We start from the raw sequence: 13,650 nt of genomic DNA on the forward strand, positions 1-13,650 counted from the left end.
AATCCGACGGCCAGAGATCAAAATGTCAGGGAATTCCAAAAACGGCATAAAGCAAGAAGCAGACCAGCCCGGCCGCCCCTTTGCATCAATCCAATGAGCGACAGCATGCTGCGTCCCGTCGCAGGGCGCAAGGGGCGGCAACGCGGGGCTGGACCGGATCGCCGAATTCTGGTGTCGTGGCCTGCCCTCAACACCCGTGTTCACATGACCCCCTTCAAGACCATTCGCGCCCGCGCCGAGAAGCGCAAGGGCGGGCCCAAGGCGCTGGACAAGTTGATGCCGGCCAAGCCGGACCTCAAGCAGCTCGCCAAGCTCGGCGACGATCGTATCCTCGCCGAAATGACCAAGCGGGTGTTCTGCGCCGGCTTTGCCTGGAGCGTGATCGACTCCAAATGGGACGGCTTCGAACAGGCCTTCCTGCATTTCCAGCCCGCCAAGCTCACGTTCCAGCCCGAAGACTATTGGGAAGGCCTGCTGCGCGACGCGCGCATCGTGCGCAACGGTGCCAAGATCATGTCGGTGCGCGACAACGCCGCCTTCGTGCAGGAGATCGCGAAGGAGCACGGCAGCTTCGGCAAGTTTCTGACGAAATGGCCGTCCTCCGACGAGATCGGCCTGCTCGACCTCCTCAACAAGCGCGGCAGCCGGCTGGGCGGCAACACCGGCCAGATGCTGCTCCGCTTCGTCGGCTGGGACGGCTTCGTGACGTCGAAGGACGTCGTGGCCTGCCTGCGCGCTGCCGGTCTCGACATCGCCGAGGAGGTCAAGTCGAAGGGCGATCTCGCCAAGGTGCAGGCGCAGTTCAACGCCTGGGCCGAGGAGTCCGGCCTGCCGTACACATATCTGTCACGCATCTGCGCGCTGTCGGTCGGCGAGAACAGCAGCGAGTAGCGCGTCGATCGATAGATCGTGTGCATCCTGTGGCGATCCTGTGCCGCGAACGCGGCCGATGAAACCCGCGATCACGAAATACATTTCGCAGGAACATTTATCCGCAGCACCTGTTCGGGATCAGAGCCAGGCACACAAGGGCGCAGGGAATGCTCGCTCCCGCCTGGCTCGATGAAACCGGATACAACAACGGAGCAGCTCATGAAGCTCACATCTGAACAGGTGAAGCAGACCGTCAACCAGCTCGGCGCTCAGGTGCTGCCCGACGAACATCCGGCGATGCCGCAGCTCAACAGCATGTTCGGCGAGCACACCTTCTTCGTCGACGAGATGGGCCTCAAGGTGCTCGAGCCGACGGGATCGCTCGGCAGCGACCGCCAGAGCGGCGAGGTCGTCAGCCTCGCTGATTGGGGCGATTCCGACCTGACGCGCCTGATGGCGCATGAGCCCGAACCGACCGGCGTGATCGTGGTGTTCGAGCATGTGAGGCATTGAGCAGCCCGACGGGACGTTTTGGAGACACGTGCGCCACGGCACTCCCGTGGCGCGCGGCTTTGGCGTGACTGGTGACGTGGTGATCAGCTCCGCCGTCTTGCGAACGGTCTGGTGCCGGTCGCATTATCTGTCGCGAATGCTCTGTGCGTAGCGCCACATTTCTCCGCGACAGGCCGGAAACAGCGCAACGATCGTGAGCGAAACCGCATATGAAAGGCAGAAGCAGGCTGCCAATTCCGGGATCCCTCCGATCGAACGCGCCAGCAGCCAGCGATGCAGCAGAGACACCGTCACCACGGAAGCGAGGGCTCCGGCGAGATGTGGCCCGACCACTTCCATGAGGTCTCGATGACGCACCGGGCCGCGTCGCCCAATCAGCCACCACAGGATGGGCGTGCGCACGCACTCGCTGATCGAGTATGCGCTGGCGACGCCGACTGGTCCGAACGGCAGCCCGCATATGAAAGCGAGAATCGATGTTGAGACATTGAACAGGCCCCAGCGCATGTATTCCTTGGTGCGGCCCTGGCTGAGGAAAAGCCAGTTGGCGGGGCTGTTGCTGGTCTGCAGCAGACCGGCGATGCTGAGGGCGACGAAGATCGGCGCAGCCTCGCTCCATTGGCCGCCGAGCAGGGTTTCGACCAGCGTATCGGCGGTCGCGATCATGAAGCCGACGCCAGGCAACACGAGCAGGAGCGCCGGCAGCACCGCGCGACGGAACGAATCCCGATAGCGCTCCGGCTCCTTCAGCAGGCCCGACAGCGTCGGCAGCATGATTCGCACCATCGGATTGCTGACTTGCTGAAGCGGAAACAGCAGCAACCGGTAGGCGCGGTTATACGCGCCAAGCGAGGCAGCCCCCCAGACCTTGCCGATCAACACCCCGTCGGTATTGCGGGACAGGAATTCGGCAAGATTGTAGCCGGTCACGCCGAGCCCGAAGTTCAGCATGTCGCGTGCAGCCTTGATCGAGCCGGGCCTCGACGGCAACCATCCCGAACTCAGCCACGCGCCGCTCGCGAGCACCAGACCTGATGTCAGGCTGCCGGCGAGAATGGCCCAATAGCTGTGATAGACGTACGCGACCGCGGCAGAGGTCAGTAATCCAGTCAGTGCGGCCGCGGACTCCAGGCCTGCCAGCGTCCAGAATCTCATCTGTCGCGTCAGCAACGACAAATGCTGGACGTCAGCGCCGCTGAGCAGCAACGTGACGCTCATACCAGATGTCAGTGGGGCGAGATTTGGCGCGCTGTAGAACCTGGCAACGAGCGGCGATAGCGCCACCTGTGTGGCCGCCAGTAGCGCGCCGACCGAGAGGTTCACCCAGAACAGCGCACTCAGCTCGTTGTGCGTCAACTCGTCCTTCTGCACGGTCGCGTGTCCAAGACCGAGATCCTGGAACAGCACCGCGAAGGCGAGCACCGGCGAAGCCATTGCATAAGTACCAAAGTCGACTGGCGTCAGTAGGCGCGAGAGCAGGATCACAGATCCGGTCTGCGTCGCTACACGCACGACCTGAGTGACGATCGCAGCGAGCGCACCTTTCCGTACGTTCCGGGACTGCTCGTCCTCGGACAAGCGCATGTTGAGTTGAGTCACGATCAGCTCCTCGAGCGGCGAACAACGAAAATTTCAAGCGCAGTTCGAAAGCAAGACGGTGAATCAAACGACAGTTTATCTTTTCGATTTCATGCGATTGGCGCTTCATTCATGTGCGATCAACCGGACGCCCTCATGCGCGGACCACCGCACGAGAGAGACATCGAGGCTATCGCGCGTGAGCAGCGTCGCGAAACGCCGACGACTATCCGTCAGTACGTGTCAATTGAATGGCGCGACCAAACTGCGTTCGCAAAAAACTTTACGTCGATCGCGCTCGAACGAACAGCCAATGGAGTGCATCTTGTTCAGAGCAGCGCGTCGAAATCGAAAAAGAGGCTGGTCTGTCAGCTTCACGTCAGGCAGTGCCTCGAAGATCGACACAGAACCGCTCGCAATAGTGTCAAACCTCTAGTCTTCGCGGTCCTCTTGCAACGTGTTCTTCAACGGGAATTTCGATGACGATCTGAGTTCCCGGACTCGCCTTGCTCTCGAGCAGCAAGCGCCCGTTGAGCGATGAGGTGACGAGATTGAACGCGATGTGCAGTCCCAGACCGGCATTGCCTTTCTCGCGACTTGTCGTGACGAATGGATCGAAGATGTGCGCCTGCAGGTGGTCAGGGATTCCGACGCCTTCATCAGCGCAGACAAGGCGGACTGATCTCGGATTCGGTTGGTTTACCGTGATCACGAACCGGCCGCCTCTCTTGTCAGGATACGCATGCGCTGCAGTGTTGAGGGCGAGATTGCTGATCACCTGAGCAAGCGCTCCGGGATAGCTGTTGAGCTTGATTCCCGCCGGGCAGTGTACCTCCACGGTCAGGGCATGATGCGACAGCAATGGCCCGAGCCGGGACATCAACTCCGATAGCCAATCCCTGAGCTCGAAACTGCGCCGGTCCTCATCGGCTTGATGGACCGCGACCTGCCTGAAGCTGTGCACCATTTCGGATGCGCGGTGCAGATTTTCGAAGGTCAGGTTGAGCCCCTGCTTGAGCCGGTCGATGCCCTTGGTTAGATCGGACCGCCGGACCGATGCTCCGCCCAATGCATCACTCATCGTTTGCAGGTCATCCTGCATGGCCGTCGACGTCGTCAAGGCGAGGCCGAGCGGGGTGCTGACCTCGTGAGCGACACCTGCCACCAATTGCCCGAGCGAGGCGAGCTTTTCCGCCTGCACGAGATGCTCCTGGGTCGCGCGCAGATCGCGCAACGATTTCTCGGAGCGTTCCTTTTCCTGTTGCAGCGCCTCGGATGTCCGGAACTGCTTTCGCGCCCGGTACTCGCGCGCAGCCACCGCGTAGAGCGACAATGCGTAGGCGTTGCCGACGAGAGAATGGTTGATGAAGCTCAGGCCGGTCGGCATTGTCGACGCGAATGTCTCGGCGACCAGCAACGCCACCCACGACAGCAGGCAGAAGATCGCCAGCGAGCCGATCCGCAAGGGCAGCATGGTCGAGACGAACAGTATGATCATCATCATGCCGGGCGCGGCAAAGGTGAAGCCCGAGGGAAGCACGAGATAGATGCTCGGCAAAATGCAGCCCGGGATGACGCAATAGATGAGAAAGATCGTCTCCGCCCATGGCTTCATCCGGCGCCGCGACAGCAGCGCCGTCAGCGGGAGCAGGATGACCACGGCGGTTCCACCGCGGATTGCGAGCGTGGTCGGCACGACTTCGGGGTAGAGCACCCAATCCCAGAGCGTGTAGCTGGCATAGGTGGCGGCGCCAAGCAGCATCGCGATCTGCGTCCATCCGAGACTGCCCCGGACATATTGGTCGACAAACCGGCGTTCCTCGATGCGGTCTTCGAAGCGCAGTCCGAGGCGTATCAATAAGGCAAGCATCCAAACTCAATCGCGAAAAGTCATGTCTGGTGTATCTACGACAGGTTTGGCGCCGCGTCGCGGATAAAGATGCCGCGTTCACCGAAGGGGCCTCAAGCCGCGTTCAGATGCCCAGCGTCAGCTGCGGCTCCGACTCGCCGGCGGGGTGGAGCGACGACAACGAGACCCCAAGCAGCCTGACGCGCTTGGGCAGCGGCATCTCGGCTTCGAGCAGGCCGCAGGCCAGCCGCTCCAGATCGTCGCGTCCGGCAACGGACGCCGCGACGGATCGGCTGCGCGTGATGATCTCGAAATCGGCGAACTTGATCTTCAGGGTGACGGTGCGGCCGCGATTGCCCGTCGCCTCGCAATGCCGCCAGACCTTGTCGACGAGCGGCCTTAGCTCGGCGGCAAGCGCGTCGAACGCATCGAGGTCGGTCGAGAACGTGTTCTCCGCGCCGACGGATTTGCGGATCCGGTTGGCGCGGACCGGCCGCTCGTCGACGCCGCGCGATATCCAATAATAATACGCGCCTGACTTGCCGAAATTCGCGTTCATGAACTCCAGGGATTGGTTGCGGATGTCCCGGCCGGTGAACAGGCCGAGCGCGTTCATCTTCGCAGCCGTCGCCGGACCGATGCCGTGGAATTTGCCGACCGGCAGCGGCTCGACGAAGGCCGGCCCCATCTCCGGCGAGATCACGAACTGGCCGTTGGGCTTGCGATGATCGGACGCGAGCTTGGCCAGGAACTTGTTGTAGGAGATACCCGCCGACGCGGTGAGGCCGGTCTCCGCCTTGATCTTCGCGCGGATCTCGAGCGCGATGTCCCGCGCCAGCGGGATGCCTTGCAGGTTCTCCGTCACGTCGAGATAGGCTTCGTCGAGCGACAGCGGCTCGATGACGGGCGTGTGCTCGGCAAAGATGTCGCGGATTTGTCTGGAGATCGCCTTGTAGACCTCGAAGCGCGGCCTGACGAAGATCAGATCGGGACATTGCCGCTTCGCCGTCACCGACGGCATGGCCGAGCGGACGCCGAACTTGCGGGCCTCGTAGCTCGCAGCCGCAACGACGCCGCGTTCCGCGGAGCCGCCGACCGCCACAGGCTTGCCGCGCAGCTCCGGATTGTCACGCTGCTCCACAGAGGCATAGAACGCATCCATGTCGATATGGATGATCTTGCGGACAGGCGAGGGCTCGCCGGTCGTCGGGTCGGATTCGCTCATGGAAAGATGATACGATCGCGTGGGGAGATGCGCGAGCTGAGGGATGCTTCCGTCGATCCGGCGGCTGAATTGAGCTGCACAATCGCGGCAGGGTCAAAAGCTATCTCAGGCTCGTGACGAGAGGCGCTCGTCAGTTCCGTTCAGTCGAGATGGCTTCGGCTCGGCCGCGATCGCTTGGGAGAGGCAGAGGCTCCTACTTGCCACGGATGAACTCAAGGAGCTGGCTTGAGGCTCCGTCGCCAACGCGCTGCGCACCTGCGACCGTGAGGTGATTGACGTCCCAATAGAGCCAGAGGCCGTCCATGGCGGTCGGACACTCGGCTTCTCCGCACAAATAGCGTTCTGGATAGAGCAGAAAGACCTGGTTCGGGTAGCGGCTCCGGATCTCCTCGAGCATGGCGTGGAATTCGCGATTGTCGGCCTGCACGCGATCAAGGGGCACGGCAGGACAGGGCTTGCTTGGTGCGTGCCAGAGGGGTCCCGGTGCGAAGCGGGACATCGGGCTGCGGCAGCCCGGCTCGACTCCGGGCGCTATGATCAGGATGCGCCGTCCGCTGCCGCCGAGCTCATGGATCGTGTTCTCGATGCCGGCCCGCCAGACCTGCAGGGCCGGTGCATTGACCTCCGGCGCGAGCTCGTTGCGGAGCGCATTGCCGTAAGTCATCCAGGATTGGCTGAGCACGATTGGAGCCTGGTTCTGCCTGATCGCGGCGAGGTAGGTATCGCGCTGGCGTTTGCAGTCCTGCGAGCCGTCGAACGCTGTTCGCACCAGCCCGACGAGCAACGGACAACCTTCGGCCGTATAGGCCTCTCCCCGGACGGCGGCGCGCTTTGCCGCCGGGTCCAGCGCTGCGACATAATGCTCGGCGAAGGAGTCGCCGAGCACTTGCACGCCAACGGGGTCGCTCAATGAACCGAAGGCACATTTCGATTGTGCGCTCTTGGCGCACGGCCAGAAGCCGAATCGCTGCAGATCGGCGACATCGCGGGCCTGTGCCGGGAGCCGCCATGGCCAGCCATCTTGGCGGTTGGCCACAAATGCAACAATCGCGAGCGCGACGATCGTCGCGGCGGCGGGGCCGGCGACTCGCAGCAGTGACGAGCGACCCGCGCGATAAGGCTGTTCGATCAGCCGATACATCAGCGCAGCCAGCGCCATCGCGAGGACGACGATCAGCACTTTCACCGCGACCGACTTGGCGTCATCGCCCAGGATGTAGTTTGCGTAGACGATCAGGGGCCAGTGCACGAGGTAGAGCGAGTAGGACACCAGCCCGATCCCCGCACTCAGCGGATTGGTCAGGACAGGCGAAAGGACGTGACGCTCGCCCGCCAAGATCACGCAGGCTGCACCCAGGCATGGGATGAGGGCCGTCGCGCCAGGGAAGGAGGTCGCACTGTCGAAGCTGACGACCGCGTAAGCGATCAAAGCGAATCCGGCGGCAGCCAACAGCGAGCGCGCTCCGGCCGGGAAGGTCAGCCTCTGCTCAGCAAAGATGACCAGCGCTCCGATCGCAAATTCGAAGGCGCGACAGGTCGGCAGGTAGAAAGCACCCGAGCTGTCGGTTGCGAGTGTCGCTTGCGCGACGCCGAGCGAAAGAATTGCGATGCCAAGGATGAGCAAAGGCAGTGCGCGACCGAGCAATCGGCGCCCCAGCAGAATGAACACGGGCCAAAACAGATAGAATTGCTCCTCGACGGCCAGCGACCAGAAGTGAAGCACGGGGCTAGGATCGGTCGAGTTGGCGAAATAGGCGTGGCTGCCGCGCCAGAAGTAGAAATTCGAGACCGATACCAGCGTAGCCACGGCGTCTTGAGTCAGGCCCTTGAAAAGCTCCGGAGAGAACCAGAGGCCACCGACGGCCAAGATGCCGATGATGGTGACGATCGCTGCGGGAAAGAGGCGCCGGATGCGGCGCTCGTAAAATCGCTGGAGCGAAAATTCGCCGCGATCTGCCTCGCTGAGAATGATCCGAGAGATCAGATAGCCGGACACGACGAAAAACAGGTCGACGCCAACGAAGCCGCCGCCGAACGGCGGAACGTCCAAATGATAGAGGAATACGCTCAAGACGGCGATCGCCCGGAGCCCGTCAATGTCGCGTCGATGGGATAACTTTGTAACCAATTGCTGAATCCACTGGCGGCGGTTCGTCCGACTGCGGATCCGCGCGCGCCCGCTTGCCTTTAGCGCGCCCGCATGCGTTCCTCAACCGCAGGACGGGCCGAATTCTCCCCCAATCGGGCTCGCCCCGGTCAGGCCGTCTCCGTCAACGTCGGCAACCCATCCGACGCTGCTGCGAGAAGACGCAGGACTTTGCCATGGCGCTCAGCGCATCGCTTCTCGTCGCACGGCCGCGGCTGCGCCAGGCATCGAGTCGGATTGGCTCATGGAAAGATGTTACAATCGGATGATGAGAAGGGCGAGGTGACGGATGCTTCAGTTGTTGGTCTTCGTGGCGGGCGTCGTCGGCACCGGCTGGTTGATCGGAGCGACCAATCCCCCCGGTGAATGGTATGCCGGCCTTGCCAAGCCGAGCTTCGTCCCGCCGAACTGGGCGTTCCCGATCGCCTGGACCATCCTTTACGTTCTGATCGCTGTTGCGGGATGGCGGACCTTTCGCCGTGAGCCCAGGGGCAAGGCGATGCTGGCCTGGGCGGCGCAAATGGCGCTCAACTTCATTTGGTCTCCGGTCATGTTCACGATGCACCAGATCGGCGCCGCGCTCGTCATTCTCGTCGGCCTGTTCATCGCGATCGTGACCTACATCGGTCTCGAGCTGTCACGCGACAGGCTCGCCGCCGGATTGTTCGTGCCCTACGCAGCCTGGGTCGCGTTCGCCGGTGTGCTCAATGCGGCGATCTGGCGCTTGAATTGAGGCGCTGGGTCTCGACCGATTCAAAAAACAATCTCAGGCTTGTGAGTGGCAAGCATGGGCACGCGACCCAATATGAGCCCGCGGAGGACAGCCCATGCAATACAGCTCCGAGCTCATTCACACCATGCGTCAAGCGCTGGAGACCGTGATGGCGAGTGTGCCGGCCCATCAATCGGTGTTCGGCCTGAAAGCGGCCGTCGCCGAATGCATCCTGAAGGCCGCCGCACACGGCCACACGTCATACGATGGATTGGAGACGGCAGCGTCCGACCAGCTCCAGGCGATCATCGCGATGCTGACGTGAGGGCCGCTGATTTCCTAGACGGTCAGATGGTTGACTGGCGCACCCGACACGATTCGAACGTGTGACCTTTGCCTTCGGAGGGCAACGCTCTATCCAGCTGAGCTACGGGTGCTAGTCGAGGTTCATTTAGCCGATTGGCGCGGGGCGGGCAACCGCTTCTCGATGGAAGCGCGCTTCAGGCCGATTTGCGCTTGACCGGGTCCGGAACCGGCTTGCCGCCGAGGGCGGCGAATTCGGCCAAAACCCGTTCGGCGCAGATGACGCGGTTGCGGCCGAGGCGTTTGGCGACATAGAGCGCCTCGTCGGCCGCGCCGAGCAGCCGGTCGGGGCCGCCGTCGGCACCGCCGGGAATATGGCTTGCGACGCCGACGCTGAGGGTAACGTGGTCGCCGGCGCCGATCGCGCCATGGGCGATCGCCAAGGCCATCACGGCGCAGCGGATCGCCTCGGCCACCATGCAGGCGCTGTCGCAATCCATGTCGGGGAGGATCAGCGCAAACTCCTCGCCGCCATAGCGGCTGGCGAGGTCGAGCGGGCGCACTGCGTGCCGGTTGACGACAGAAGCGACCGCGCGCAGGCACTCGTCGCCGCTCTGATGGCCGTGCTGGTCGTTGAACAGCTTGAAATGATCGACGTCGACGAACAGCAGCGCCAGCGGCTTCTGCGTGCGCTGGGCGCGGGCCCATTCGCCGAGCAGCATCTGGTCGAAGGCGCGGCGGTTCGCGAGGCCAGTGAGCCCGTCCTTGGTCGCGAGCTCCTTCAGCGCCATCTCGGCGCGCTTCTGGTCGGTGAGGTCGCGCAGAGTCTCCACCACCGCGATCAGGTTGCCGGCCTCGTCGTGGATCGGGCCGGCGTCGATGGCGAGATAGAGCTGGCTGCCGAGCTTGGGCATCACGCACCAGTTCTCCGCGGAGAAGCCGAGCCCGTTGTGGCCGCGCGCGGCATATTCCGAATAATACTCCGGCAACTGCTCGGGCCGGTCGAGGGCGACGAGGTCGGCAAGGCAAGGGCGCTTCGTCTCGTAGAACGCCTGCCAGTGCTTGCTGGTGCCGATCACTTCGGCGGCCCCGACGCCGGTCAGCCGCTCGCAGGCTCTGTTCCAGATCACGACGCGGCGCTTCGGGTCAATCACGAAGGTCGGCACCACGAGGTGCTGCATCAGCCGGACGGCGTAGGAATCGGCGACATCGAGCGCCTTGCGCGACTTCGGCATCAGGCCACCGCAGCCACGGGCAAGCCATCGGAGGTACCGAACAGCTTGCGTACCTCGCTGGCCGGCTTCGGTGCACTGAACAGATAGCCCTGCATCTGCGTGCAGCCGAGCGCGCGCAGCATGTCGCGCTGCGCCTCGGTCTCGACGCCCTCGGCGACCGTGGTCATGCTGCTGGCGGCCGCGATGTTCACCACCGCCTGCACGATGATGGGCGAGCCGCTCGCCTCGGCGATGTCGACGACGAAGCAGCGGTCGATCTTGATCTTGTCGAACGGGAAGCGCTTCAGATAGCTCAGCGAGGAATAGCCGGTGCCGAAATCGTCGAGCGCGATGCGCACGCCGATCGACCGCAACTGGTGCAGGATCGAGAGCGCCGCCTCGTCGTCGCGGATCAGCACGGCCTCGGTGATCTCGAGCTCGAGCCGGCGCGGGTCGAGGCCGGAGGCGGCGAGCGCGCCCGCGATTCGCAGCGCCAGCGTGTCGCATTTGAGCTGCACGGGCGAGACGTTGACCGCGAGGCGCACATGCGCCGGCCAGGTCGCGGCCTCGTTGCAGGCGGTGCGCAGCACCCAGTCGCCGAGCTCGGTGATGAGGCCGGTGTCCTCGGCGACCGGAATGAACTCCGCCGGCGACACCATGCCGCGCTGGGGATGGCGCCAGCGCAGCAGCGCCTCGCAGCCGGAGACTTCACCCGAGCGCAGGTCGACCAGCGGCTGATAGTGAATCTCGAAGCCGCCGTTGACGAGGGCCTGGCGTAAATCCTGCTCCATGCTGAGGCGTGCCTTGGCGCAGGCATCCATTGCGGGCTCGAAGAAGCGGTGGGTGCGCCGCCCCTCGGCCTTGGCCCCGTACATCGCGAGGTCGGCGTTCTTGACCAGCTGATCGAGATCGGCGCCGTCCTGGGGTGCCAGCGCGATGCCGATGCTGGCATCGGTGGAGAGCTGATGGCCGAGGCAATGATAAGGCTGCCGGATCGCCTGGTAGATCCGCTTCACGAAGGACAGCACGTCGGCGGAAGACCCGATGTCGGTCTGGATCACGGCGAATTCGTCGCCCCCGAGCCGCGCGATCAAATCGCCCTGCTTGAGACAGCCGCGCAGACGGCCGCCTATCGCCTTCAACAGCTCGTCGCCGACGTGATGACCGAGCGAATCGTTGATGCCCTTGAACTCGTCGACGTCGATGTATAGCAGCGCAAACTGGCCGCCTTCGGCGACCTTCTCCAGCTCGCATTCGATCTGCTCGCGGAACAGGGCCCGGTTCGGCAGGTCGGTCAGCGCGTCGTAATGCGCCATATGCGCGATCTTCTCGTGATCGCGCCGCCGCTCGGTGACGTCCTCGACGACATTGATGATGTAGCGCGGCTCGCCCGACCTGTCGCGGATTCCGATCCGGGTGGACGTGATGTAGCGCCGTCCGATGCTTGGCGTGGTCCACACGTGCTCGTCCAGGAACAGCCCGTCCGGCGATTGCAGCAGCTTGTCGTCGTCCCGGGTGATGATCCCGGCGGTTTCTGCCGGATAGAGATCGAACGCGGTCTTGCCGACGATCGTCTTGCTGGTTTCGCCGAGTTGTTGCTCGGCCACCTGGTTGGCCAGCAGGTAGCGCCGCGTGCGGGCATCCTTCACGGTGATCCGTGACGGGATATGGTCGATGATCTCGCGCAGGAAGGTGTAGTTGCGGTCGCGCTCCTGCTCCAGATTGCGCTGCTCGGTGATGTCCTCGATCGTGGCGACCCAGCCGCCCTGCGCGAGCGGCGTGTTGATGACCTGGAAGGCGCGGCCGTTGGCCAGCTGATGCGTTCTCGTCGAGACCGTGCCTTCGGCGACGACCCTCATGACGTCGGCGCAAAACGCTTCGACATCGCCATCGAATGCGCCGCGCTCCTTGCGATGATACATCGCCTCGCGGATGTGGCAGCCGGGCTTGATGACGTCGTGGGACAGGCCGAACATGTCGGCGTAGCGGCGGTTGCAGGTGACGATGGTGCCGCCCGCGTCGTACAGGATCAGCCCTTGCGACATGTTGTTGAGGGCGGTGTCGAGCCGCAGCCGCTCCGCTTCGATGCGCTGCTGGGCTTCGCGGTTCTGCCGGTTGATCTGGCGGATGATCAGATAGAGGATCAGCGCGATGGTGGCGGCCGAGAGGGCAGCGGTCGCCACCAGGAAGCCGGTCTGCTGGCGCCAGTCCGCGAGCGCGGCCGCTGTGGTGTTGGTGGCGATGATGACCAGCGGAAAGTGCTTCAGCGAGGCGGCCGAACCGAGCCGCTCCTCGCCGTCGATCGGGCTGTTGCCGCGGTGGCTCTGATGACCACCTTGCGCCAGCACCTTCTGCATCAGTGGCGCATCCCTGAAGTTCCGCCCGATCAGCTCTTCGCGATGCGGATGACGCGCCAGCATCTTGCCTTCGCGGTCGAACAGGGAGATTGCCGTACCCTCGCCGAGGGCGACGGAGGCGAAGTAGTGCTGGTAGCTGTCCGGATTGATCCGCCGGACCATCGCGCCGAGGAAGGTGCCGTCCGCGCCGTTCAAGCGGCGTGCGACGATCGTGGTCCATTTGTTGATGATGAAGCTGCGGACCGATTCCAGAAGCACCGGCTCGGACTGCGTATTCAGCTTGAATGTCTTGAAATAGGCGCGTGAGGAGACGTTGATCTTGGGCAGCGGCTGGGCCCGCGACCAGTTGATCAGATCGCCCTCGGCATCGTAGATCGCGATGTCGCCGAGATACGACACGGAGCTGATCTTGCTGCGCAGCATCTGGTTTGCCGCAGGCCCGGACATGCGCTCGCGGAACATCGCAGGCGAGGTGATCTCAGGCAGGTTCATCTGCCCGATCAGGTCGGCGGCGACGGCGTCGGAATCCTCGAATTGCTGATCGAAATGCCGTGCGATCAGCTTCACCGTGTTTTCGAGCTCACGCTCGCGGTTGGCGAGGGTCCGCTCGCGGAATTCGCCGACCGCCATGGCCGTGACGATGAAAATGCCCGCGACCAGAAATACGCCGCACAAGGTCAGCCACAGGACAGGACCGCGGCGCGCCAAGGCCTCCCAGCCGTTCCTCGCGGCTAGAGACATTCCGGCTGCTACCTTGGCAAAGACCTGGCGCATTCCCCCTCCCTGGAAGAACAGGAATACACCGCACAAATGGCGCAAACCTTAGGAAAACCAGTTACCTGAGCGTTAATCCGGTTGCGTGATGGCGCCAATATGTAGC

10 protein-coding genes and 1 tRNA gene are annotated in these 13,650 nt (G+C 63.4%); 4 read left to right on the forward strand and 7 right to left on the reverse strand.

The window, feature by feature from the left end:
• The first annotated feature begins 204 nt into the window (after positions 1–204).
• Positions 205–891 (forward strand): DNA-3-methyladenine glycosylase I, encoded by a 687-nt coding sequence (locus I6F24_RS28140; RefSeq protein ID WP_109142059.1) that lies wholly within the window; start codon positions 205–207, stop codon positions 889–891.
• Between the two features lie 201 nt (positions 892–1,092).
• On the forward strand, positions 1,093–1,386 hold the full coding sequence (locus I6F24_RS28145; protein ID WP_036024052.1) for a hypothetical protein: 294 nt from the start codon (positions 1,093–1,095) through the stop codon (positions 1,384–1,386).
• A gap of 123 nt (positions 1,387–1,509) precedes the next feature.
• Here the strand turns inward: I6F24_RS28145 and I6F24_RS28150 are convergent, their stop codons facing one another.
• The 4 genes from I6F24_RS28150 to I6F24_RS28165 all read right to left on the reverse strand — a co-directional run bounded on the left by I6F24_RS28150 (position 1,510) and on the right by I6F24_RS28165 (position 8,166).
• Positions 1,510–2,985 (reverse strand): lipopolysaccharide biosynthesis protein, encoded by a 1,476-nt coding sequence (locus I6F24_RS28150; RefSeq protein ID WP_225156529.1) that lies wholly within the window; start codon positions 2,983–2,985, stop codon positions 1,510–1,512.
• Between the two features lie 403 nt (positions 2,986–3,388).
• Complete coding sequence (locus tag I6F24_RS28155; protein ID WP_225130172.1) at positions 3,389–4,834, reverse strand: HAMP domain-containing sensor histidine kinase; 1,446 nt, start codon at positions 4,832–4,834, stop codon at positions 3,389–3,391.
• Positions 4,835–4,937: 103 nt separating this feature from the next.
• Positions 4,938–6,038: a DNA polymerase IV gene (dinB, locus tag I6F24_RS28160; protein ID WP_225143030.1), complete on the reverse strand. Its 1,101-nt coding sequence runs from the start codon at positions 6,036–6,038 to the stop codon at positions 4,938–4,940.
• A gap of 193 nt (positions 6,039–6,231) precedes the next feature.
• Positions 6,232–8,166 (reverse strand): acyltransferase family protein, encoded by a 1,935-nt coding sequence (locus I6F24_RS28165; RefSeq protein ID WP_225152285.1) that lies wholly within the window; start codon positions 8,164–8,166, stop codon positions 6,232–6,234.
• A 307-nt stretch (positions 8,167–8,473) separates the two neighbouring features.
• Here I6F24_RS28165 and I6F24_RS28170 point away from each other — a divergent pair, with 307 nt between their 5' ends.
• Positions 8,474–8,917 carry a TspO/MBR family protein gene (locus I6F24_RS28170; protein ID WP_036024016.1) on the forward strand — a complete coding sequence of 148 codons (444 nt, stop codon included), beginning with the start codon at positions 8,474–8,476 and terminating at the stop codon, positions 8,915–8,917.
• 94 nt (positions 8,918–9,011) lie between these two features.
• Complete coding sequence (locus I6F24_RS28175; protein ID WP_036024015.1) at positions 9,012–9,221, forward strand: hypothetical protein; 210 nt, start codon at positions 9,012–9,014, stop codon at positions 9,219–9,221.
• A gap of 35 nt (positions 9,222–9,256) precedes the next feature.
• Here I6F24_RS28175 and I6F24_RS28180 read toward each other — a convergent pair.
• The 3 genes from I6F24_RS28180 to I6F24_RS28190 form a co-directional block, all read right to left on the reverse strand.
• Positions 9,257–9,333 (reverse strand) — tRNA-Arg (locus I6F24_RS28180).
• A gap of 63 nt (positions 9,334–9,396) precedes the next feature.
• Entirely contained in the window at positions 9,397–10,434 is a 1,038-nt protein-coding gene (locus tag I6F24_RS28185) for a diguanylate cyclase (protein ID WP_225152287.1), read from the reverse strand.
• Positions 10,434–13,544, reverse strand: a complete 3,111-nt coding sequence (locus I6F24_RS28190) for an EAL domain-containing protein (protein ID WP_225152288.1) — start codon at positions 13,542–13,544, stop codon at positions 10,434–10,436. The genes I6F24_RS28185 and I6F24_RS28190 overlap by 1 nt, the downstream gene beginning before the upstream one ends.
• Positions 13,545–13,650: the final 106 nt, after the last annotated feature.

The organism is Bradyrhizobium sp. BRP23, assembly GCF_020194135.1.
GTDB lineage: Bacteria > Pseudomonadota > Alphaproteobacteria > Rhizobiales > Xanthobacteraceae > Bradyrhizobium > Bradyrhizobium yuanmingense.

Excerpts from the sequence above, each read along its gene's own strand:
- I6F24_RS28145 (WP_036024052.1), top strand. The coding sequence starts at position 1,093 with ATGAAGCTCACATCTGAACAGGTGAAGCAGACCGTCAACCAGCTCGGC.
- I6F24_RS28170 (WP_036024016.1), top strand. The coding sequence starts at position 8,474 with ATGCTTCAGTTGTTGGTCTTCGTGGCGGGCGTCGTCGGCACCGGCTGG.
- I6F24_RS28185 (WP_225152287.1), bottom strand. The coding sequence starts at position 10,434 with ATGCCGAAGTCGCGCAAGGCGCTCGATGTCGCCGATTCCTACGCCGTC.
- dinB (WP_225143030.1), bottom strand. The coding sequence starts at position 6,038 with ATGAGCGAATCCGACCCGACGACCGGCGAGCCCTCGCCTGTCCGCAAG.
- I6F24_RS28155 (WP_225130172.1), bottom strand. The coding sequence starts at position 4,834 with ATGCTTGCCTTATTGATACGCCTCGGACTGCGCTTCGAAGACCGCATC.
- I6F24_RS28175 (WP_036024015.1), top strand. The coding sequence starts at position 9,012 with ATGCAATACAGCTCCGAGCTCATTCACACCATGCGTCAAGCGCTGGAG.
- I6F24_RS28140 (WP_109142059.1), top strand. The coding sequence starts at position 205 with ATGACCCCCTTCAAGACCATTCGCGCCCGCGCCGAGAAGCGCAAGGGC.
- I6F24_RS28190 (WP_225152288.1), bottom strand. The coding sequence starts at position 13,544 with ATGCGCCAGGTCTTTGCCAAGGTAGCAGCCGGAATGTCTCTAGCCGCG.